Raw genomic sequence first — 22,068 nt, forward strand, 5'->3', positions numbered from 1 at the left:
TGACCATGTCGACGGTGCCGATCTGCAGGCCCTCGATCATCGCCCGCTCGCCGCCCAGCGCACCGCTGGGGTGGTCGGTGACGGTGAACTCGCCATCGGAGAGGCGCTCGAGGGTCTCCTTGAAGGCGCGCGAGCCCTCGCCGTAGTGGGAGTTGCTGGAGATGGCGTAGCCGACGCTGATCTCGGTGGCGGCCTGGGCCTGCAGGGCGACGCCGGCCAGGGCCAGGGTGGCCAGGCTACCGACGGCGGTGGCCAGGGTACGGCGGGCGAAACGGGGTTGGGAAGTGCGTGAGCTCATGTAGCGTTCCTCGTTGTTGTTGCGATGTTTTGTTGCTGCGATGTTGGAAAGGACCAGGGTGGTCAGGAACCCCGCCGTCATCGGCGGGTCATGTCCAGCGCCACGTCGACGATCATGTCCTCCTGGCCGCCGACCATCTTGCGTCGGCCAAGCTCCACCAGGATGTCCACGGTCTTCAGGCCGTAGCGCGCGGCGGCGGCCTCGGCATGGCGCAGGAAACTCGAATAGACGCCGGCATAGCCAAGCGCCAGGGTCTCGCGATCCACCCGGACGGGACGGTCCTGCAGCGGTCGCACGATGTCGTCGGCGGCGTCCATCAAGGTGAGCAGGTCGCAGCCGTGGTGCCAGCCCATGCGTTCGGCGGCGGCAATGAAGACTTCCAGCGGCGCGTTGCCGGCACCGGCACCCATGCCGGCGAGGCTTGCGTCCACGCGGTCACAGCCTTCCTCCACCGCGGCGATGGAGTTGGCGACGCCAAGGCTCAGGTTGTGGTGGGCATGCATGCCGGTGCGGGTGGCGGGGTCCAGGGTGTCCTTCATGGCACGGAAGCGCTCTCGTACATCCTGCATGGTCAAGGCGCCGCCCGAATCGACCACGTAGATGGTCTGGGCGCCGTAACTCTCCATCAGCTTGCCTTGCTCGGCGAGGCCCTGGGGGCTCTGCATGTGGCTCATCATCAGAAAGCCCACGGTGTCCATGCCGAGCTTGCGGGCATGCTCGATATGCTGGCGGGAGACATCCGCTTCCGTGCAGTGGGTGGCGATTCGTGCGCCCCTGGCGCCCGCGGCATGGGCGGCGTCCAGGTCATGGACGGTACCGATGCCGGGCAGCAGCAGGGTGGTGATCATGGCGTGCTCGACCACTTCGGCCACCGCTTCGATCCACTCGATATCGCTGTGGGCGCCAAAGCCGTAGTTGAAGCTCGAGCCCTGCAGGCCGTCGCCATGGGCGACCTCGATGGAGTCGACGCGTGCGGCGTCGAGGGCACGGGCAATCCGCCGGGCGTCGTCGAGGCTGTACTGATGACGAACCGCGTGGCTGCCGTCGCGCAGGGTGACATCGGAGATATATAGCTTGTTGTCAGGCTTGGTATGGGCGGACATATCGTCACTCCTCGGGCTCTCAGGCGGTAGCGGCCAGCAGGCGGGTTTCGGCGAGCCGCTCGGCGCAGGCCTTGGCGGCGGAGGTCATGATGTCGAGGTTGCCGGCGTAGGCGGGCAGGTAGTGCGCCGCGCCCTCCACCTCGAGATAGATCGAGGTCTTGAGCCCGCTGACGGGGCCGATGCCCGGGACGTTGAGGGGCGCATCGGCGGGGATCTCCTCGAACTGAACCTGCTGCTTCAACCGATAGCCAGGCACGTAACGCTGTACCGCCAGCGCCATCTCTTCGACGGAAGCGGCAATGGCCGCCTGGTCGGCGGGTTCGGAGAGCACGAAGATGCTGTCGCGCATCAGTAGCGGGGGTTCGGCGGGGTTGAGAACGATGATGGCCTTGCCACGCGTCGCGCCACCGCAGACCTCGATGGCCTTGGCGGTGGTCTCGGTGAACTCGTCGATATTGGCGCGCGTTCCCGGCCCCGCCGACTTGCTGGCGATGGAGGCGACGATCTCGGCGTAGTGGACCTTGGCGACCTGTGCGACCGCCGCGACCATCGGGATGGTGGCCTGGCCGCCACAGGTGACCATGTTGATGTTGGGCGCATCGAGGTGCTCATCGAGGTTGATCGGCGGCACCACGTAGGGGCCGATGGCCGCCGGCGTCATATCGATCACCTTGATGCCGCGTGCTTCGAGCAGCGCGCTGTGGTGTCGGTGGGCTCCAGCGGAGGTGGCGTCGAAAGCGATCTTGATGGCATCGACATCCTGCATGGCTAGCAGGCCTTCGATGCCATCGGCGGTGGTCGGCACGCCAAGGGATTCGGCACGGGCCAGGCCATCGGATGCCGGGTCGATACCGACCATGGCGCCCATTTCCAGGTATTGGCCGTGGCGAAGAATCTTGATCATCAAGTCAGTGCCGATATTACCGGAGCCAATGATGGCGACCTTGACGCGCTGCTGCATGAGGACTTCCTCGGTGGGCGAGAGGACGGAAAGCGTGCAGTGAATGTCGAACATGAGGGGTATTTGTTCAACATATACTTTCGTATGTGTCGACTATGCAACCCTTATGGCATTACTGTCTGTCAGGTTCGTCACCCTTCAGGCAAGCTCGTTGGCGCTTGCCATTCAGGACCGACTGCCCCAACAGGAGCCCATGCCATGTCCTCTCGAGATTCCTCCCGCGCCCGACCGCTGCGCAGCGCCGAATGGTTCGGCACCACCGACAAGAACGGTTTCATGTACCGCAGCTGGATGCGCAACCAGGGCATTCCCGACCACGAGTTCCAGGGCAAGCCGATCATCGGCATCTGTAACACCTGGTCGGAGCTCACCCCCTGCAACCACCACTTCCGCAAGCTGGCGGAGCACGTCAAGAAGGGGGTGCTGGAGGCTGGCGGCTACCCGGTGGAGTTCCCGGTATTCTCCAACGGGGAATCGAACCTGCGCCCCACGGCGATGTTCACCCGCAACCTGGCCAGCATGGATGTCGAGGAGGCGATTCGTGGCAATCCCATCGACGCCGTGGTGCTGCTGGTGGGCTGCGACAAGACCACCCCGGCGCTGCTGATGGGGGCCGCCTCCTGCGATGTGCCGACCATCGTGGTCAGTGGCGGGCCGATGCTCAATGGCAAGCACCAGGGCAAGGACATCGGCTCCGGCACGGTAGTCTGGCAGCTCTCCGAGGACGTCAAGGCGGGCAAGATCTCGCTGCACGACTTCATGGCCGCCGAGGCCGGGATGTCGCGTTCGGCGGGCACCTGCAACACCATGGGCACCGCGTCGACCATGGCCTCCATGGCGGAAGCGCTGGGGACCTCGCTGCCGCACAACGCGGCGATTCCGGCGGTGGACTCACGGCGCTACGTGCTGGCCCACCTCTCCGGCATGCGTATCGTCGAGATGGTCGAGGAGGGCATGGACCTCTCCAAGGTGCTGACCCGCGAGGCGTTCGAGAACGCCATTCGCGTGAACGCGGCGATCGGCGGCTCCACCAACGCGGTGATCCACTTGAAGGCGATCGCCGGTCGCATGGGGGTCGAGCTCGATCTCGAGGACTGGACCCGTGTCGGGCACGGTACCCCGACCCTGGTGGATCTGCAGCCGTCCGGGCGATTCCTAATGGAGGACTTCTACTATGCGGGAGGACTCCCGGCGGTGATGCGCCGGCTCGGCGAGGCGGGGCGGCTGCCGAATCCGGATGCCTTGACGGTGAATGGCCAGAGCCTGTGGGAGAACGTCCGCGAGGCGCCGATCTACAACGACGAGGTGGTGCGGACCCTCGACAACCCGTTGTGCGCTGATGGCAGCATGAGCATCCTGCGCGGTAACCTGGCCCCCAATGGCGCGGTACTGAAGCCCTCGGCGGCCACCCCGGCATTGATGACCCATCGTGGTCAGGCGGTGGTGTTCGAGGATTTCGACGACTACAAGGCGCGAATCGACGACCCCGAGCTCGACGTCACGGCCGACAGCATCCTGGTGATGAAGAACTGTGGTCCGCGCGGCTATCACGGCATGGCCGAAGTGGGCAACATGGGCCTGCCGTCGAAGATCCTCGCCCAGGGTGTCACCGACATGGTGCGTATCTCCGATGCCCGCATGAGTGGCACCGCCTATGGCACCGTGGTGTTGCATGTGGCGCCGGAATCGGCGGCGGGCGGACCTCTGGCCGCGGTGCGCCATGGCGACTGGATCGAGCTGGATTGCCAGAGCGGCCGGCTGCACCTGGAGGTCAGTGACGAGGAGATCGCCGCGCGGCTGGCCGAGCGTGACCCCACCGAGGCGTCGCGGTTGATCGCAAGCCAAGGCGGCTACCGCCAGCTGTACATCGAGCGAGTCCTGCAGGCCGATGAGGGGTGTGACTTCGACTTCCTGGTGGGCTGCCGTGGCGCCAAGGTGCCGCGTCATTCGCACTGACTTGGGTGGCCCGCCCGGCATCGCGTGATGCCGGTGGGCCTCCCGCCCCGATGAGTGGCAAGATCATCGGGGTGCCTCTTTGGTCAGCATTCACTCGGGAACCCAACATGCAAATGCCCCCCAACGCCTTCAAGCAGCGCCTGCTCGCCGGCGAGCCCCAGACCGGTATCTGGCTGGGATTGACCAGCCCCTATGCGGCGGAGATCGCCGCCACCGCTGGGTTCGACTGGTTATTGCTCGACGTGGAGCACGCCCCCAACGATCTGACGAGCCTGCTGGCCCAGTTGCAGGCCATGGAGCCCTACGCGAGCCACCCGGTGGTGCGTCCGCCGACCGGCGATGCGGTATTGCTCAAGCGCTACCTCGATATTGGTGTTCAGAACCTGCTGATTCCCATGGTCGAGACGCCCGAGCAGGCCGCCGAGCTGGTGGCGGCGACCCGCTATCCGCCGCGTGGCAAGCGTGGCGTCGGGCATGTGCTGGCCCGTGCCTCGCGCTGGGGGCAAGTGGAGGACTATCTGTGGCGCGCCGATGATGAAATCTGCCTGCTGCTGCAGGTGGAGAGCCCCGAGGCGCTGGATAACCTCGAGGCCATCGCCGCGGTGGATGGGGTGGATGGCGTATTCGTCGGCCCGGCGGACCTGTCGGCGGCCATGGGCCAGCTGGGCAACCCCGGCCACCCCGAGGTGGTGGCGGTGATCAGTGACGCCATCGCACGAATCCGTGCCACCGGCAAGGCGGCGGGGATCGTCACCGCCGATGAACGCGAGGCACGTGATTACCTCGAGGCGGGTTGTACTTTCGTTGGCGTGGGGATCGATACATTGATGCTGGCAAGCGCCTTGCGGGGGCTGGCTGGACGCTTCGCGTCTCGTTGATCCGGCAACGGGTTGGGCGCCCCAGCCCCGCTCATCCTCACCAACGCAAGCTGCCACGTACCATCCAGGGCGTGGCAGCTTGCGTTGCGAAGCGCGCCGGAGTCACTCGGTGGGCAATATGCGCCCCGCGTTCATCAACCCCTTGGGGTCGAACAGCGTCTTGATGCCGGCCACCAGTTCTCGCTCCAGCGGCGAGAGCCTGGCCAGATAGGGGGCCTGTTTGGTACGACCGATGCCGTGCTCGGCGCTGATGCTGCCCTTGAACCTGTCGAGGACCTCGAACAGTCGCTCTTCCAGCTCATGCAGATGGGCTTTCTTGTCGGCATCGGCCAGCGTGGTGGGGGGCAGGATATTGAAGTGCAGGTTGCCATCGCCGATATGCCCGTAGGCGATGATCTCGCACTGCGGTGAGGCGGCCATCACCACATCGCTTGCCTGGCTGACGAAATCGGCGATCGCCGAGATCGGCACCGAGATGTCGGTGCGCAGGTGTTCGCCACGCCGCCGCTGGCCTTCCAGCATGCTCTCGCGGAATTGCCACAACTGGGCCGACTGGGTATCGCTCGAGGCCAGCGCGCCATCCAGCACCAGTTCGCGCTCCATGCCCGACTCGAGCAGCTGTTCGAGCAGCTCGCCGAGATCGATGGGACCGGTGGCGGCCACTTCCATCAGCACGTACCACGGGTAGCTGTCGTCCATGGGATCGCGTAGTTCCGGGGTCGCCTCCATGGCCAGCTCGATGCAGCGGCGGGGAATCAGCTCGAAGGCGGTGAGCAGGTCGCAGCAGTCGCGGCGGGCCTGGCCGTAGAGGTCGATGACCGCCTGAACCGAGGGCAGGCCCAGCAGTGCGGTGCGGCTCTGGGTAGGGCGGGGCGAGAGCTTGAGCACCGCGCCGGTGACGATCCCCAGCGTACCCTCGCTGCCGAGGAACAACTGCTGCAGGTCATAGCCACGGTTGTCCTTGTGCAGGGCATCCAGGCCTTCCCAGACGCGTCCGTCGGGGAGCACCACCTCGAGCCCCAGCACCAGCTCGCGCATCATGCCGTAGCGCAGCACATTGAGCCCACCGGCATTGGTGGCGATATTGCCGCCGATCTGACAACTGCCCTGGGCGCCGAGCGACAGCGGAAAATCGCAGTCATGCTCGGCGGCGGCCTGCTTGACGTTCTCGAGGATGCAGCCGGCATCCACCGTCATGGTGAAGTTGACCGGGTCGATGTCGCGAACACGATCCAGCCGTTCCAGGCTGATCACCAGTTCCTGCCCATCGGCCGCCGGCAGGGCGCCGGCCACCAGGCCGCTGTGGCCCCCTTGCGGCGTCATGCCGACGCCATGTTGATGGCAGCACCTTACGACCTCGGCGACCTCGGCGGTAGTGGCGGGTCGCGCCACGGCCAGCGGCATGCCGAGCCGATCACCTGCCCAGTCACTGACATAGCGCGCCATGGCATCGGGGTCGCGCAGCAGGCCCCGCTCGCCGAGCAGGGCTGTCAGTTCATCAAGAAAGGTGGTGGTCATGCTGACCTCCTGAATAGACATGGGACGTTGATAGCAAGCGGCGAAAGTGATGAGTGAAAGCGTTCAGCGACGCGCCAGGTAGGTCATCAGGTCGCGGATACCGTATGTCCATGGCGGCAACTGGTCGCTTCTGCCCACCGGGTTGACCAGCGCACCCAGCGCCGGGGTCGCGATAGTGACGCGGTCGCCCATGTGATGGGTGAACCCTTGCCCCTCGCCATCACGATCCTGGATCGGCGAGAACATGGTGCCAAGGAACAGCATGAAGCCATCCGGGTACTGGTGGTGGTCGCCGATGGTCTGGTGCACGAGGTCCAGCGGGTCGCGGCTGATCTCACGCATGTCGCTCTCGCCCTGCAGCAGGAAGCCGTCGTCATCCCCTTCGATGCGCAGCGAGACCTGGCAACGACGCACGTCATCGAGGTCGAAATGCTCATCGAACAGGCGAATGAACGGGCCGAGCGAACACGAGGCGTTATTGTCCTTGGCCTTGCCGAGCAGCAGGGCGCTGCGGCCTTCGACGTCGCGCAGATTGACGTCGTTACCGAGGGTGGCGCCCTTGACGTCGCCGCGGCTGGTGACGGCCAGCACGATTTCCGGTTCCGGGTTGTTCCACTGCGATGCGGGGTGGAGGCCAACATGGGTGCCGAAACCGACCGAGGAGAGGGGCTGTCCCTTGGTGAACACCTCCGCATCCGGGCCGATACCCACTTCCATGTACTGCGACCAGCCACCGCGTGCCTGAAGCGCCTTCTTGAGTGACATCGCCTCCTCGGAGCCGGGCGCGATGCGTGACAGGTCGGTGCCGATCAACGACTGGAGCTCATCGCGCAACGAAGTGGCACGTGCCGGGTCGCCGCCGGCCTGTTCCTCGATCACCCGCTCGAGCAGGCTGACCGCGAACGTGACGCCGCAGGCCTTGATGGCCTGAACGTCACTGGGGGCGAGCAGAAAGGGTGCACGGGCCGGGGTGGCCTGGGAGTTGGCGAGCAGCGTCTCGAGACTGCCAAGTGAGGGACCCTCGGCGTTGGCGACGATATCGAGCAGATCATCGCGTTCGAGCAGATCGGCCATGGTGGGCCCATGCTCGGTGATGTCGATCACCTGACCCCCGCGCAGGGTGACCAACGCCGGGCCGGGGTGGGTGCCATCGCACCATACGCGGCCGACCAGCAGCGCACGGGAGAAGTCTTCGGGAAGGGACTCTGAAACGGACAAGGGTGTCATGGGCGCCTCCGGTGCCAATACGACGATCTGGCGGGTGGCCCGCCATCGTCTATCATGTTATTGATGTCGTGTTGTATGACAGGTATGCCAAAACATGACTCACTTTAGCGCACTGCCGTGTTTCGGGTCGACTGTAAAAAGGAGAATGGCATGTTCGATGAGTGGAAGGGCAAGCGGGTACTGATTACCGGGGCCAGCCGAGGCATCGGTGCGGCGCTGGCCAGGCAATTGGGTGCATTGGGCGCGCATGTTGCGGTGCACTATCACCGTAGTGAAGCACCCGCCGAAGCGGTGGCACAGGCGGTTCGCGATGCCGGTGGTCAGGCCTTCACCCTGAAGGGGGACGTAAGCCAATCAAGCGAAGCCCGGCGGACGGTCGATGAGGCGGCCGAGCGCCTGGGTGGTCTCGATCTGCTGGTCAACAACGCCGGCGACATGCTCGGCAGGGTCACCCTCGAGGAAATGGATGATGCACAGTACGATCGTGTGATGGATCTCAACGCTCGCTCGGTGATCATGGCCAGCCGTGCCGCGCTGCCACACTTTCGCCAGGCCGGGGGCGGCAACATTATCCACACCACGTCCATCGCGGCGCGCAACGGAGGTGGATTGGGTGCCGGGCTCTATGCCTCGGCCAAGGGCCTGGTCAGCACGCTGACCCGCAACATGGCCAAGGAACTCGCCGGCGAGAACATCCGCGTCAATGGTGTGGCACCCGGCACCATCGCCACCGACTTCCACGAGCGTCACTCTAACGAAGACCATTTGGCAGCGGCCCGTGCGTCGATTCCCATGGGTCGGCTCGGCAGCTCCGAGGAGTGCGTGGGCGCCTACGTGTTCCTGGGTACCGATAGCATGAGCGGCTACGTCACCGGCCAGGTCATCGAAGTCAACGGTGGGCAGTTGATGCCATGAATGCTTCCACGCGCACCTTCGATATCGCCATCACCATGGGCGATCCGGCGGGCATCGGGCCCGAGATCATCTGCCGTGCCCTGGTGGCCATGTCTGCCGAGGAGCGGGCCAGCAGCCTGGTGGTCGGTGACCCGGCGATTTTTCGTCGCGCTGCGGCAACGCTCGATGCCAAGCTCAACTTCGTTCCGCTGGATCAGGCATCGGAAGGCGACGACAGCGTGGCCGTGGCCGTCGTCGAGGTGCCAAAGGGCGTCGAGATTCCCGATGGGCGCATCAGTGCCGCGGCGGGCGACATGAGCTTTCGCTGCGTCAAGGCGGCGGTGGACCTGGTCCAGAGCGGACGCGCGCGAGTGATCGTCACCGCGCCGCTCAACAAGGCGGCATTGCATGAGGCGGGCCATCACTACGATGGCCATACCGGCATGCTGGCATCGCTGACTGGTGCGCCATCCTCGTTCATGCTGCTGGCCTCCGAGACGCTCTCGACCCTGCATGTCTCGACCCATGTGTCGCTGAGCGGCGCCATCGAGCGCGTTTCCAAGGAGCGTATCACCGAGACTGTGGAGGCGGGGCACGCGCATCTGTTGGCCATGGGCATCGAATCGCCACGCATCGCCGTGGCGGGCCTCAATCCCCATTGCGGCGAGGGCGGCATCTTCGGTGACGAGGATACCCGGATCATTGCGCCGGCGGTCGAGGCGCTCAAGGCGCGTGGCTTCGCGGTCAGTGGGCCGATCTCGGCGGATACCGTGTTCTATCGGGCCAGCAGAGGTGAGTTCGACCTGGTGGTGGCGCAGTATCACGACCAGGGCCACATCCCGGTCAAGCTGATCGCCTTCGATACCACGGTCAATGTCAGCCTGGGGCTTCCTATCCAGCGCACCTCGGTGGACCATGGCACCGCCTTCGATATCGCCTGGCAGGGCCGCGCGGATGCCACCAACATGGGCTCGGCCATCGCCTATGCACGGCGCCTGGCGGCGGGGGCCGGTGAATGAGTTCACGCCACAACGGTTGCCGTGTCGCCATCATCGCCGATGACCTGACCGGGGCACTCGATGCGGCGGCGCCGTTCGCCGCGCGTGGCGCCGATGCCCGGGTGGTGATCTCCCTGGAAGCTCTCGAGGTGGTGATGGCTGGCTGGGAGGGCGCCTGGCCGGCCGTGATCGCGGTCAACACCGAGTCGCGTCACCTTTCGGCCAGCGCCGCTGCCGAACGGGTGGCCAGGGCGGCCCGGTGGCTTGCGCGTGCAGCTCCCGCTGTCTGGTTCAAGAAGATCGATTCGACCCTGCGTGGACAGGTGGTGGCTGAGTGCCTGGCCATGCGGGAGACGACGGGGCAAGCGCTCATGCTGGCCCCGGCAGTGCCAGCGCAGGGCCGCGTGGTGCGTGATGCCGAGGTATGGGTGGACGGCATGCGGCTGTCCGAGAGTGCCTATCAGGCGGATGCCCGTTCGGCCCCGCTAAGCGGGCCGCTGGATGAGGCCTTTGCGCGCGCGGGTCTGACGGTCACCCGACATCCCCGCTCGGGGGCTTCGCTGCCGCATGATGATGCCGTGGCCGACGCCCAAAGCGACCAGGATCTGGCGTCACTTTACGATGCGGTATTGCTCGCTGGTCATGCCCGGCTGATGGCGGGGGCGGCGGGGCTCGCCACGGCCATGGCGCAACGCTGCTTCGGCCGGCTACGAGCCACGCACCGCGCGCTCTCCAGCGTGCAGTCTGTGCTCTATGTGGTGGGGTCGCGAAGCCCGCGTGCCGCCGAGCAACTTGCTGCGCTGCGTGAGGCCGCCCCGACGCTCGAGACCATTGAAGTGCTTGCGGGAATGCCAGCGGACCCCGTGGGTCAAGCCACGTTATTGATCCCGGGGGAGCCGGCCATGCACGTCCCGACCGCCGCGCACGATACCGCGACCTTTCAGGCTTCGGCACCGGCTGCTGTGGCTGCCGCCGAGGTCGCCGGTTGCCTGGCGCGGCAAGCGTCCTCCGTGATCCAGCGCTGGCCGGACGAACGGGAAAGCCTGCTGTTCCTGACCGGGGGCGATATCGCCATGGCCGCTCTGTCCCGGCTGGGTGTGGCCTCAATCAGCGTCGAGGCGGAATGGTCGCCAGGCGTGGCTCTTGGCAGCCTGGATGGCAACCCAAGCAAGCGGGTGATGACCAAGGCGGGTGGCTTTGGTGAGCCGGGGTTGCTGGCACGCCTGCACTGTCAGTTGCGCCTTGAAGGAATGCGCTGATCGTCGTGGCTTAGACCTTCGGCTCATGATGGTCGGATGGGTGTTGCGCATTCACCGAGGAGAAGCTAGGTTGAGGTCGGGTGGTATGATACGTATACAGCAAGACACTTAAGCAGGGGTCAGGTAACCAGAATGGTCCATTCCTGCCCCTTACCACCTGGCCACAATGGTCATTTATCGCAACGTGATGTCAAACCGCCAATAACGACAATCTACTCGAAGTCAATCTACTCGAAGACCATCCACTCGACAGGTAGTGAGGAAAACAAGATGAGCCAACAGAGCCAACGCCACCTCAAGCTGACCCGCATGATGACCGCGGCACTGATCGCCGGCGGCTTCACGGTCGCTGGTGCCGTACATGCGCAGGAAGCACTCAACTTCGCCCACGTCTACGAGACGTCCGAGCCCTACCACGAGTGGGCGCTGTGGGCGGCGGATGAGATCGAGGAGCGTACCGATGGCCGTTATTCGATCAACGTTCATGCGGCCTCGTCACTGGGCAAGGAGTCGGACATCAACGAGGGCCTGCAGCTCGGCACGGTTGACCTGATCTATACCGGTAACCAGTTCGCTGGCCGCTTCTATGGCCCTGTCGGGATCGCTGGCGCGCCCTACATGTTCCGTGATTTCGACCATTGGCAGGCCTATGCGGACAGCGACTTGTTCCAGGAAATCGCCCAAGGCTACCAGGATGAAACCGGCAACGTACCGCTGGCCATGAATTACTACGGGCGTCGCCACGTGACCTCCAATGAGCCGGTCAATACGCCGGAGGACATGCAGGACCTGAAGATTCGTACACCCAATGCGCCGATGTACATGATGTTCCCGGAAGCGGTGGGCGCCAATCCCACGCCGATCGCCTTCGCCGAGGTCTATCTGGCGCTGCAGCAAGGTGTGGTGGATGCCCAGGAAAATCCGCTGCCGACCATCCGCGCCAAGGCGTTTCATGAGGTGCAGGATTACATCAACCTGACCGGTCACATCACCGACTCCCTGATCACCATCGCTGGTGGGCCGCTGTGGAATCGTCTCTCCGAGGAGGACCGCGAGATCTTCCGTGAGGTCTACACCGAAGCGGGCGAGCGCATCACCCAGGACATCCTGCAGTCCGAGGAAGAGCTGGTCGCCTGGTTCGAAGAGCAGGGCGTGACCGTCAACGAAGTCGACATCACTCCGTTCCGCGAAGCCACGATGCCAGCGCACAACGGCGAGGCGGCAACCTGGGATCAGGAAACCTACGATCGTCTGCAGGCCATCGGTCAGTAACGCCAGGTGACCTGACCTTTCCTGGATCCGACCTTTCCTGGATCCGACCTTTCCTGGAACTGACCTTTCGTAGACCAAGACTCGTCCCACCCAAGCACTGGGTGGGACGAACGGAAACCTGCCATGAGCCAACACGACCCCACTGACGAGATCAGCTTCGAAGGTCTCGACGATGACACCTTCGATCCCCACGAATATGGCTTGGAGGATTTCCTGACCCTGGGAATCTTCTGGCTGCTGGCACTGGATGTCTTTCTGCAGTTCTTCAGTCGCTATGTGCTCGGCAATTCCATCGCCTGGACCGAAGAGATGGCTCGCTACCTGCTGGTGATGGTGGGCTTTCTTGGCAGCACCATGGCCGTGCGCAAGGGCTCGCATATCGCCGTGGAGTTCTTCTATCGCTACATGCCGGACTGGCTTGGACGCTTGATGTCCACGGTAGTGGACCTGATCAACATTGCCTTTTTCGCCATCATGGCCTGGATCACCTTCAAGCTAGCAGACCGCACCAGTGCGATGATGGTGTCGGTGGATATTCCCAAGAGCTGGCTCTATTACCTGGTCATGGTGGGCTTCATCATGATGCTGGTGAGAGGCGTCCAGGTGGCGATCCGACACTGGCGCTCGGGCACCAGTGAATTGCTCGGCACTCCTTAACGACACGCAATAACGACCCTCGCCCCGGAGATCACTCCAATGCCCAACATCCTGGCCATGCGGCGCGGTGGCGCGATGGTGCCACCGCTGGTCGCGGCAGTCGCGGTACTCGGCTGCATCGCGCTGGCCGTCACACAAAATTATCTACTGTTTCTGTTCGCGGCACTCTTCACCCTGCTGGTGATGGGGGTGCCGATCGCCATCAGTCTCGCCGGTTCTTGCCTGCTTTATGTGCTGCTTACCGGCCGTGTGCCGGATGTGGTCGTAGTGCACCGCATGATCAATGGTGTCGACAGCTTCCCGCTGCTGGCGATACCGTTCTTCATTCTTGCGGGTAACCTGATGAACAACGGTGGCATTACCTCGCGTATCTTCGATTTCGCCAAGGCCCTGATGGGCTGGATGCGTGGCGGGCTTGGCCACGTCAACGTGGGCGCCAGTATCGTCTTTTCCGGTATGTCCGGCGCGGCGGTGGCCGATGCCGGAGGTCTTGGCACCATCGAGATCAAGGCCATGAAGGATGCCGGCTATGACGAGGAGTTTTCGGTCGGCATCACCGCAGCATCCTCGACCATCGGCCCGATCATTCCCCCCAGCCTGCCGATGGTCATCTATGGCGTGATGGCGTCTGTTTCCGTCGGCCAGCTGTTCGTCGCGGGCCTGGTGCCGGGGTTGCTGATGGGGCTGGTGCTGATGGCAATGATCACGATCATTTCACGGCGCCGCGGCTACACCCGCGATGCGGTGTTCTCGATTCCGGTGCTCGGCCATACCTTCAAGCGTGCCTTCCTGTCACTGCTGACACCGGTCATCATCGTCGGTGGCATCATGAGCGGGGCCTTTACGCCCACCGAAGCGGCCATCGCCGCGGTGGTGTATGCCCTGGTGCTGGGGGGCGTGGTCTACCGCAGCCTGACCTGGCGCCGCTTGCTCAAGGTCAGCATGGAGACCATCGAAACCACGGCGGTCATCCTGCTGATCGTCGCGGGTGCCTCGATATTCGCCTGGATACTCACCAGCAATCAGGTCACGCAACATGTCGTGAACCTGCTCGGGCCGTTCGCCGATAACCCCATCGCCACGCTGATCATCATCAACCTGGTACTGATCTTGGTGGGCTGCTTCATGGAGACCATTGCGGCGATCACCATCCTGGTGCCGGTGTTGCTGCCGGTGGCGGTCACCGCCGGGGTCGACCCGGTGCACTTCGGCGTGATCATGGTGCTCAACCTGATGATCGGCTTGTTGACGCCGCCAGTGGGCATGGTGCTTTACGTACTGTCGCGGGTTTCCGGCATCTCGTTCGAGAAATGCATGCGCGGGACCCTGCCATTCCTGGTGCCGCTGGTCATCTCGCTATTGCTGGTCACCTTCATCCCAGCCATTTCACTGTGGCTGCCGACCCTGATCTACCGTTGACCGGACCCGATGGCCGGCACCTGCAAGGTGGCGGCCATCGGCTTCATCGTTTCCAGGAGAACCCGATTCATGTCTGATCCCCAGCAGGATTTCCGCGTTGCCCGCGAGGATCTGGAGCGCTTCATGGGCGAGGCGCTCAGCGCAGCCGGTGCCGACCAGGCGTCGTCTGCGGCGGTGACCCGCGCTCTGGTGACCGCCTCGCGCATGGGCACCGACAGCCATGGCCTGCGTTTGCTGCCGCACTACCTCAAGGCGCTTGCGGGTGGGCGTATCAAGGGCGCACCGAACATGGTGTTCCACCGCCGCCTGGCGGCCACGGGGTTTCTGGATGCCGACGATGGCCTTGGCCATCTCGCCGGCTATACCGCCATGCAGCATGCCACCGAGATGGCCGACGAGGTCGGCATGGGTGCGGTGGCGGTGGGCAACTCGTCACACTTCGGTGCGGCGGGCGTCTACGCCCTGGCGGCGGCTGAACGTGGCTTCATCGGCATGGCCTTCTGCAACTCCGATCCCTTCGTGCTGTTGCACCAGAGTACCAAACCGTTTCACGGCACCAATCCAATCGCCTTCGCCGCACCCGTGGCGGGGAGCATGCCGTACCTGCTGGACATGGCGACCAGTTCGATTCCCTGGAACCGCGTGCAGCAGTTTGGCGCCATTGGCCGTGAGCTGCCCGATCAGGTGGCCGCCAATGCAGCCGGGCAGGTCAGTCGCACACCCGCCGAGGTCGCGGCGCTGCTGCCTCTGGGCGGCAGCGGTTTCGGCTTCAAGGGGGCAGGCCTGGGGGGCATGGTCGAGGTGCTGAGTTCGGCGCTTTCCGGCATGCAGCATGGCTTCAACCTGTTGCCCATGGGCGGACCGGACATGTCGACCCCCCGTGGCGTAGGGCACTTCTTTCTTGCCATGAAGCCCGATGCCTTCGTTGAAGAGGGCACTTTCGCGCGCGGCCTGGCCGAGTATCTCGCCGATCTGCGTGCCCAGCCGGCCACGGCCAATGCCCGGGTGATGGCGCCAGGAGACCGTGAGTGGCGTTGCCAGACGCATCGGGATGCCGAAGGCATTCCGCTCGACTCTGCCAATCAGTTGGCCTATGCCGAACTGGCAGATGAGTACCGAATCTCACCGTTAGCCAGCCTCGGTTGAGCGACATTGCCGAGAAATGCAGTAAAATGGCGGCGAATCCGAGGTTAACAAGGAGAACGTGCCCATGAGCCGATACCGGGTCGAGCGCAAGACGCTGTCCGAACAGGTCGCCGAACAGCTCGAGGCGGAGATCCTCGACGGGCGTCTTGGCGAGAATGACCAGTTGCCCTCCGAACGGGAGTTGATGGAGCAGTTCGGTGTCGGTCGTCCGGCGGTACGCGAGGCACTCTTCCATCTGCAGCAGCTCGGGCTGATCGCCATCAACAGCGGTACCCGGGCACGCGTCATTCGTCCCACCGCCGAGGCGGTGATGGCGCGGCTCTCCGGGGTGACCCGCCAACTGCTCTCCAAGCCCGACGGCCAGCAGTATTTCCAGGAAGCCCGGGCGATGTTCGAGATATCGCTGGCGCGCTATGCCGCGCGCAATGCAAGCGACGATGATCTTGCCCGACTGCGGCTGGCGCTTGCCGACAATCGTGATGCCATCGGCAATGAGGCACGCTTCAAGCGTTCCGACAATGACTTCCATGGCGTTCTGGCGAGCATCGGGCGCAACCCGATCTTCGACGCCATCCATGTGGCGCTGTCTGAATGGCTCGACGACCGACGTGCCCAGGTCCTGCAGCAGAAAGACGAGGACAAGGCCGCCACCGCCGCCCATACCGAGATCGTCGAGGCCATCGAGTCACGCGATCCGGATGCCGCCGAAGCGGCGATGCGCCGTCATCTGGACCGCCACTATGGCACCTACATGCAACTCAAGCAGCGCCTGGCACCCACGCCAGAGTGATATGCTCCGACACCGCCACGCGAGTGGCGCATCCGTAAACCCCCCGGCCCGCTTGAAAGCGGGCCGGGGGGTTTAGGCATGGCGTTTGAGAATGGCGTCTGGGTCTGGCGCCGGGACGCTACAGTGACACGCCCCGCTTCCAGGGTATGAAGTCGTACTGGGCGAGCTCCACGGCGCGGGGCCGGTAACGACCGGACGCCGTCTCGATGCACAGTTCGAGCAGGCGGTCGGCCAACTCGCTGATCTCCACTTCGCCGCGAATGATCGGCCCGGCATCGAAGTCGATGACGTCGCTCATGCGCGTGGCAAGGGTACTGTTGCTGGCGATCTTGAGCACCGGGGTGACGGGATTGCCGGTAGGGGTGCCAAGCCCAGTGGTGAACATGATCAGGTTGGCACCGGAACCAGCGAGTGCTGTGGTCGATTCCACGTCGTTGCCCGGGGTGCACAGCAGGCTAAGCCCCTGCAGGGTCTGCGGTTCGGTGTAGTCGAGCACATCAACCACCGGGCTGTCGCCGCCTTTCTTGGCCGCGCCGGCGGACTTCATGGCATCGGTGATCAGGCCGTCACGGATATTGCCGGGTGACGGATTCATGGAGAAGTCGGCGCCGACCGTGGCCGCATGCCGCTGATAGGCCTCCATCAATTCACTGAAGCGCTCGGCTACCGCATCGTCGCTGCAGCGGGCGATCAGCTCGTGCTCGACGCCACACAACTCCGGAAATTCACTCAGGATGCCGCTGCCGCCAAGGGCCACCAGGCGGTCGATCACCGCGCCGACCAGCGGGTTGGCGGAAAGCCCGGAAAAGCCGTCCGACCCGCCGCACTCCACGCCGATGCTGAGCTTCGACAGCGGGGCAGGCGTGCGTTCGACCCGATTGGCCGCGGCCAGACCGTCGAAGATGGTGGTCAAGGATTCGTGGATCAGCGCCTGTTCGCTTTGACTGGCCTGCTGCTCGAGATAGTGCACCGGGCGAAGCCCCTTGGGGTCGCGGTCCTCTACCGCTGCCTTGATCATGTCGATCTGTGCCTTCTGGCAGCCAAGGCTCAGCACCGTGGCGCCGGCCACGTTGGGGTGGCAGATATACCCGGCGAGCAACTGGCAAAGCGCCTGGGCGTCGCCATCCGTGCCGCCACAGCCCAGGGTATGAGTCAGAAAGCGTACCCCGTCGACATTCGGAAACAGACGTTCGCGCGGAGGCGGTGAGGGTTCGCCCGCATCGCCGTGGAGCAGTTGCCGGGCCAGTTGCTTGTACTCGCGGAAAGGATCTTCGCCAAGGGCGTCGGCGATGCACTGGCGCAGTACCTCGATATTGCGGTTCTCGCAGAATACCAGTGGTACGACCAGCCAGATGTTGGCGGTGCCCACCTGACCGTCCGGACGCTGGTAGCCATCGAAGGTGGCGCCCTGAAACCGCGAGACATCCGGCGCCTGCCAACTGCCGCGTTTGGCCTGAGGGGCAGTGCTGGCGGTGCTGTGTTCGACATTGTCGGTAGTGATGGCGGCCCCTTGGGCGATGGGGCGGGTAGCGCGTCCCACGGTAACCCCGTACATGATCACGGTATCGCCGGGTTCGAGGGCCTCAAGCGTGAACTTGTGCTTGTGACGAATCGCCTCCGTGAGCGTGATGTGCTGGCCGTTGTCGGTGACGTCGGTGCCGGCGGGCAGATCCTTCAGGGCGACGCGTACGTTGTCCGCGGCATGTACACGCAGGGTATCCAACTGGCCACTATCACTGGCAATGGTCTGATTCATGACGGGGCTCCAGTCGTCGATTGTCGGGGCGAGTCGTCGAGCTCGATCATCGCCTTGACCACCCCGGTGGCCGGCGTGCACCAGGCGGGCATCCGCTCGGGCACATCGGCCAGTTCGGCACGGTGGGTAATCATCGCATCGGCTTTCAGGCGACCGCTCTCCATGAGCCGGGTCACCTCGTCGAAGTCGACACGGGTGGCGTTACGGCTGGCCAGCAGGGTCAGTTCCTTGCCGTGGAAGACGGGGTCGCTGAAGGTGATGTCGGCCTTGACGATGCTCACCAGCACGTAGCGTCCGGCGTGGCCCGCCAGGTCGAACCCGGCCTGCATGGCCGCGGGGTTGCCGGTTGCATCGAACACCACATCGGCAAGCTCGTCATCGCTCAAGGTCTTGAGCGCGGCGTCGATGTCGTTCTCGCTGGGGTTCAAGGTCAGCTCGATGCCGAGCTTGTCGCGGCAGAAGGCCAGGCGTTCCGGGTTGGTGTCGATCACCACGACCCGCGCACCGCGTTCGCGGGCAAGCTGGGCGACCCCCATGCCGATGGGGCCGGCGCCACACACCACCGCGAGTTCGCCATGCGTAAGCTCGCTGCGGCGCACCGCATGGGCGCCAATGGCCATGCACTCGACCAGTGCCAGTTGATCGAGCTCGAGGGTGTCGGAGACCACCAGATGATCGAGTGGCACCGCCAGGGTGTCGCACATGCCACCATCACGGTGGACCCCGATCACCTGCATCCGCTGGCAGCAGTTGGTGCGGCCATTGCGACAGGCCCGGCACTGTCCGCAGTGCAGATAAGGGATCACGTAGGCGCGCTGACCGATCAACTCTGGATCGCCGGCTGTCCCCACCTCGACGATGTCGCCGGCCAGTTCATGACCGAGTACGCGAGGGTAGCTGAAGTAGGGTTGATTGCCGCCATAGGCGTGTATATCGGTGCCACACACTCCGATACGACGAATACGCAACAGCGCTTCCCCCTCGCCGCAGCTTGGAGGGTCGCGCTGCTCCAGGGTCATGTGGCCCGGTTCGGCACATACGACGGTACGCATTTCGGTCTCCTGGCTCAGCCCTGCTGGTCGGCAACGACAGTCTGGTGCTGCTCGCCGAGCCCTTCGATGCCGAGACGCATGCGCTGACCCGGCTTGAGGTAGACCGGCGGTTGTTGACCCATGCCGACACCGGGGGGAGTGCCGGTGGAGATCACGTCGCCCGGCTGCAGGCTCATGAAGCGGCTCAGATAGCTGATCAGAAACGGAATCTGATAGACCATGGTGCGGGTGTTGCCATCCTGGTAACGCTTGCCATCCACCTCGAGCCACATGTCGAGCTGATGGGGGTCCGGCACCTCGTCGGGGGTGACAAGCCAGGGGCCCAGCGGGCCGAAGGTGTCGCAGCCCTTGCCCTTGTCCCAGGTGCCGCTGCGCTCGAGCTGGAACTCGCGTTCGGAGACGTCGTTGACGACGCAGAAACCGGCGACATGCTGCATGGCATCCGCTTCGTCGATGTAGCGTCCGGCCTTGCCGATCACTACGCCGAGTTCCACTTCCCAGTCAGTCTTCTCGGAATCGCGGGGAATGATCACCTCGTCATCCGGGCCGCAGATGGCGCTGGTCCACTTGTTGAAGATCACTGGCTCCGGGGGAACCTGCGAACCGGTTTCGGCGGCATGGTCGGAGTAGTTGAGGCCAATGCAGATGAATTTGCCCACGCCGGAAACACAAGCGCCGATGCGCGTATCGGCGGGCACTTCGGGAAGGCTTGCCGCATCCAGCTTGGCCAGGCTCTCGAGAGCATGGCGGTCGAGGTGTTCACCGGCCAGATCGGTGACATGGGCCGACAGGTCGCGGATCACCCCATTGTCATCCAGCAGGCCGGGTTTTTCCTGGCCGCTCGGGCCGAAGCGTAACAGTTTCATTGGTCGGTTCCTCCGTTTATGGAATCAGGTGAGCCAGCCACCGTCGATGATCTGGGCGGTACCCGTGGTATAGGCGGATTCATCGGCGGCCAGGTAGGTGGCCAGGGCGGCGATCTCTTCCGCGCTGCCCAGACGCCCCTGAGGCTGCCGTGCGATGAACTCGGCGTAGACTTCATCTTCCTTTCGGCCCTGGCGTTTTGCTTGCTCGGCAATGCGCTGGCGCAGCGAAGGCGAGTCAACCGTACCGGGGCAGATGGCATTGCAGCGAATTCCCTGGCCGATGTAGTCGGCGGCCACCGACTTGGTCAGGCCGAGCACCGCCGCCTTGGTGGTGCCGTAGGCGCAACGGTTGGGTACACCCTTGAGGCTCGAAGCGACCGAGGCCATGTTGATGATACTGCCACCGCCATTGTCGAGCATGGCCGGCAACATGGCGCGAATCATGCGCATCATGGCCATCACGTTGAGCGAGAGCGATAGCTCCCAGTCGTCGTCCGTGCCATCCAGCAGCGAACCATTGGCTACGTAGCCGGCACAATTGAAGAGGATGTCGACGGTGCCTGTCTCGGCGGCCAAGGCCTCGATGGCGGCGGCATCCAGGACATCCAGTCGGCGGGTGGTGATCCCGGGGGTATCGGCCAGTTCGGCAAGGCTCTGGGCATTGATGTCGGTAGCGATCACCCGTGCGCCCTCGGCAGCGAAGCGCAGTGCGGTGGCTCGGCCAATCCCCTGGCCCGCGGCGGTGATCAAGGCCGTCTTGTCGTTGAGTCGCATGGCGGTGTCCGGTGCTGTTGTTGTAGATCCGATAAGTTGTTGTAGATCCGATGATGAGTCGCGATCCGCTTGAAACGTCATATGGTATGACAGGATGCTAGGATGATGTTTGCCCGAGTATGGCCTAGTTACTCTCAGTTGCCAACATCCCGGGGTATCCCGTCAAACACGAAAGGGACGGTCGAAACCGTCCCCCATGCTGATCGTTAGAAGTGATTCTCGGCTATCTTTTAGTGTCTTCTGGAGACGAGGGTCAGAGCGCTCGGATTTGTGGCTCATTGGCTTGCCTCTCTAAGGCTAGCGGATTGCGCAGCGGCCGCCCCAGTGTCGGAAGCTCGATCTCGAAGCGGTCGCCTTCACGTGTTTCGATGCCATCGGCAAAGCTCAGGGTGGCGGTGCCGAAGAAATGCACGTGCACGTCCCCCGGCCGGCGAAAACCGGCGTACTTGAAGTGGTGATGCTCAAGGTTAGCCAGACTGTGGGCCATGTTGGCCTCGCCGGTCAGAAACGGCTTCTCCCACAGCGTTTCGCCATTGCGCACGATGCGACTGGTGCCCTCGAGGTGTTCGGGAAGCTCACCCACCAGAAGCTCGGGGCCGAAGCTGCAGGCACGCAACTTGGAATGGGCGAGCCATAGGTAGTTGAAGCGCTCGGTGACGTGGTCCGAGAATTCGTTGCCGATGGCGTGGCCGACCCGCCAGGGGGTGCCGTCGTCGGCGATCACGTACAGCCCGGCGAGCTCTGGCTCCTCGCCGGCATCCTGGGCGAAGGCGGGCACCGGGATGTCAGCCTCGGGGGCCACCACGCAACTGCCATCGCCCTTGTAGAACCACTCCGGCTGGGCGCCGGGCTGTCCGGCGTCGGGCTTGCCGCCTTCGAGGCCTAGACGGAACATGCGCATCGAATCGGTCATCTCCTCTTCGCTGACCTGCGCCTTGGCATGCATCGCTGAACGCGTGTCGGCACTGCCCAGGTGAGTGAGGCCGGTACCGGTGACCAGGCAGTGGGCCGGGTCGGGATGGGTCAACGGTGGCAGGAGATGACGCTCGGCGATCAGCGTCGGGTAGTCGAGGCGCGTCTCGGTGAGCGAGGCCTCGACGATATCGGCCAATGGCCTGCCCGCCTCGATGGCGCGGCGCGCCAGGGTCCAGGTGTCACGGTCCAGCAGGTGGACCTGCTGGTCGCTTTCCACCAGGGCGGCACGCACCTGGCCTTGATGTTGGCATTGAATCAATCGCATCGCC

Annotated in this window: 19 protein-coding genes and 1 pseudogene; 10 read left to right on the forward strand and 10 right to left on the reverse strand. The window is 64.2% G+C overall.

Annotated elements, in window-relative coordinates:
• From C6V82_RS17050 to C6V82_RS17060, 3 genes and pseudogenes are all read right to left on the reverse strand, one after another.
• A pseudogene (locus C6V82_RS17050) lies at nucleotides 1-298 on the reverse strand (C4-dicarboxylate ABC transporter substrate-binding protein); the annotation flags it as partial.
• Nucleotides 299-375: 77 nt separating this feature from the next.
• Nucleotides 376-1,401, reverse strand: coding sequence for a 4-hydroxy-2-oxovalerate aldolase (dmpG, locus tag C6V82_RS17055; RefSeq protein WP_102586492.1), 1,026 nt, complete (start codon nucleotides 1,399-1,401; stop codon nucleotides 376-378).
• Nucleotides 1,402-1,420: 19 nt separating this feature from the next.
• Nucleotides 1,421-2,362 (reverse strand): acetaldehyde dehydrogenase (acetylating), encoded by a 942-nt coding sequence (locus C6V82_RS17060; protein WP_102586493.1) that lies wholly within the window; start codon nucleotides 2,360-2,362, stop codon nucleotides 1,421-1,423.
• A 198-nt stretch (nucleotides 2,363-2,560) separates the two neighbouring features.
• On the opposite strand from C6V82_RS17060, the gene C6V82_RS17065 reads away from it, so the two are divergent.
• The gene (locus C6V82_RS17065) at nucleotides 2,561-4,318 is read left to right on the forward strand and encodes an IlvD/Edd family dehydratase (RefSeq protein ID WP_102586494.1); all 1,758 of its coding nucleotides are present in this window, start codon (nucleotides 2,561-2,563) and stop codon (nucleotides 4,316-4,318) included.
• A 107-nt stretch (nucleotides 4,319-4,425) separates the two neighbouring features.
• Nucleotides 4,426-5,196, forward strand: coding sequence for a 4-hydroxy-2-oxoheptanedioate aldolase (gene hpaI, locus C6V82_RS17070; protein ID WP_102586495.1), 771 nt, complete (start codon nucleotides 4,426-4,428; stop codon nucleotides 5,194-5,196).
• A gap of 102 nt (nucleotides 5,197-5,298) precedes the next feature.
• Here the strand turns inward: hpaI and C6V82_RS17075 are convergent, their stop codons facing one another.
• Together C6V82_RS17075 and C6V82_RS17080 are read right to left on the reverse strand one after the other, a co-directional pair.
• Nucleotides 5,299-6,714, reverse strand: a complete 1,416-nt coding sequence (locus C6V82_RS17075) for an FAD-binding oxidoreductase (RefSeq protein ID WP_229843248.1) — start codon at nucleotides 6,712-6,714, stop codon at nucleotides 5,299-5,301.
• A 63-nt stretch (nucleotides 6,715-6,777) separates the two neighbouring features.
• Entirely contained in the window at nucleotides 6,778-7,941 is a 1,164-nt protein-coding gene (locus C6V82_RS17080; RefSeq protein WP_102586497.1) for a fumarylacetoacetate hydrolase family protein, read from the reverse strand.
• Between the two features lie 150 nt (nucleotides 7,942-8,091).
• Between C6V82_RS17080 and C6V82_RS17085 the strand changes: the two genes are divergently transcribed.
• The 8 genes from C6V82_RS17085 to nanR all read left to right on the forward strand — a co-directional run bounded on the left by C6V82_RS17085 (nucleotide 8,092) and on the right by nanR (nucleotide 16,376).
• The gene (locus C6V82_RS17085; protein ID WP_102586498.1) at nucleotides 8,092-8,856 is read left to right on the forward strand and encodes an SDR family NAD(P)-dependent oxidoreductase; all 765 of its coding nucleotides are present in this window, start codon (nucleotides 8,092-8,094) and stop codon (nucleotides 8,854-8,856) included.
• Nucleotides 8,853-9,854 (forward strand): 4-hydroxythreonine-4-phosphate dehydrogenase PdxA, encoded by a 1,002-nt coding sequence (pdxA, locus tag C6V82_RS17090; RefSeq protein ID WP_102586499.1) that lies wholly within the window; start codon nucleotides 8,853-8,855, stop codon nucleotides 9,852-9,854. Before C6V82_RS17085 ends, pdxA begins: the two co-directional genes overlap by 4 nt.
• A complete protein-coding gene (locus C6V82_RS17095; RefSeq protein ID WP_102586500.1) occupies nucleotides 9,851-11,092 on the forward strand; it encodes a four-carbon acid sugar kinase family protein in 1,242 nt (413 codons plus the stop codon). The genes pdxA and C6V82_RS17095 overlap by 4 nt, the downstream gene beginning before the upstream one ends.
• 270 nt (nucleotides 11,093-11,362) lie before the next feature.
• Nucleotides 11,363-12,364: a sialic acid TRAP transporter substrate-binding protein SiaP gene (locus tag C6V82_RS17100; protein WP_102586501.1), complete on the forward strand. Its 1,002-nt coding sequence runs from the start codon at nucleotides 11,363-11,365 to the stop codon at nucleotides 12,362-12,364.
• Between the two features lie 123 nt (nucleotides 12,365-12,487).
• Nucleotides 12,488-13,021, forward strand: a complete 534-nt coding sequence (locus tag C6V82_RS17105) for a TRAP transporter small permease (protein WP_102586502.1) — start codon at nucleotides 12,488-12,490, stop codon at nucleotides 13,019-13,021.
• A gap of 39 nt (nucleotides 13,022-13,060) precedes the next feature.
• A complete protein-coding gene (locus C6V82_RS17110) occupies nucleotides 13,061-14,440 on the forward strand; it encodes a TRAP transporter large permease (RefSeq protein ID WP_102586503.1) in 1,380 nt (459 codons plus the stop codon).
• A 69-nt stretch (nucleotides 14,441-14,509) separates the two neighbouring features.
• Nucleotides 14,510-15,586 carry an Ldh family oxidoreductase gene (locus tag C6V82_RS17115; RefSeq protein ID WP_102586504.1) on the forward strand — a complete coding sequence of 359 codons (1,077 nt, stop codon included), beginning with the start codon at nucleotides 14,510-14,512 and terminating at the stop codon, nucleotides 15,584-15,586.
• Nucleotides 15,587-15,650: 64 nt separating this feature from the next.
• On the forward strand, nucleotides 15,651-16,376 hold the full coding sequence (gene nanR / locus C6V82_RS17120; RefSeq protein ID WP_102586505.1) for a transcriptional regulator NanR: 726 nt from the start codon (nucleotides 15,651-15,653) through the stop codon (nucleotides 16,374-16,376).
• A 118-nt stretch (nucleotides 16,377-16,494) separates the two neighbouring features.
• On the opposite strand, the gene C6V82_RS17125 is transcribed toward nanR, so the two are convergent.
• The 5 genes from C6V82_RS17125 to araD1 all read right to left on the reverse strand — a co-directional run bounded on the left by C6V82_RS17125 (nucleotide 16,495) and on the right by araD1 (nucleotide 22,064).
• The gene (locus C6V82_RS17125; RefSeq protein WP_102586506.1) at nucleotides 16,495-18,132 is read right to left on the reverse strand and encodes a UxaA family hydrolase; all 1,638 of its coding nucleotides are present in this window, start codon (nucleotides 18,130-18,132) and stop codon (nucleotides 16,495-16,497) included.
• Nucleotides 18,129-19,184: a zinc-binding alcohol dehydrogenase family protein gene (locus C6V82_RS17130; RefSeq protein ID WP_102586507.1), complete on the reverse strand. Its 1,056-nt coding sequence runs from the start codon at nucleotides 19,182-19,184 to the stop codon at nucleotides 18,129-18,131. Before C6V82_RS17130 ends, C6V82_RS17125 begins: the two co-directional genes overlap by 4 nt.
• A 14-nt stretch (nucleotides 19,185-19,198) precedes the next feature.
• Nucleotides 19,199-20,050, reverse strand: a complete 852-nt coding sequence (locus C6V82_RS17135) for a fumarylacetoacetate hydrolase family protein (protein WP_102586508.1) — start codon at nucleotides 20,048-20,050, stop codon at nucleotides 19,199-19,201.
• Between the two features lie 24 nt (nucleotides 20,051-20,074).
• A complete protein-coding gene (locus C6V82_RS17140) occupies nucleotides 20,075-20,824 on the reverse strand; it encodes an SDR family oxidoreductase (protein ID WP_102586509.1) in 750 nt (249 codons plus the stop codon).
• Nucleotides 20,825-21,077: 253 nt separating this feature from the next.
• Nucleotides 21,078-22,064, reverse strand: coding sequence for an AraD1 family protein (gene araD1, locus C6V82_RS17145; RefSeq protein ID WP_107164748.1), 987 nt, complete (start codon nucleotides 22,062-22,064; stop codon nucleotides 21,078-21,080).
• Nucleotides 22,065-22,068: the final 4 nt, after the last annotated feature.

The sequence above is a fragment of the Halomonas urumqiensis genome, from assembly GCF_003028575.1.
GTDB lineage: Bacteria > Pseudomonadota > Gammaproteobacteria > Pseudomonadales > Halomonadaceae > Halomonas > Halomonas urumqiensis.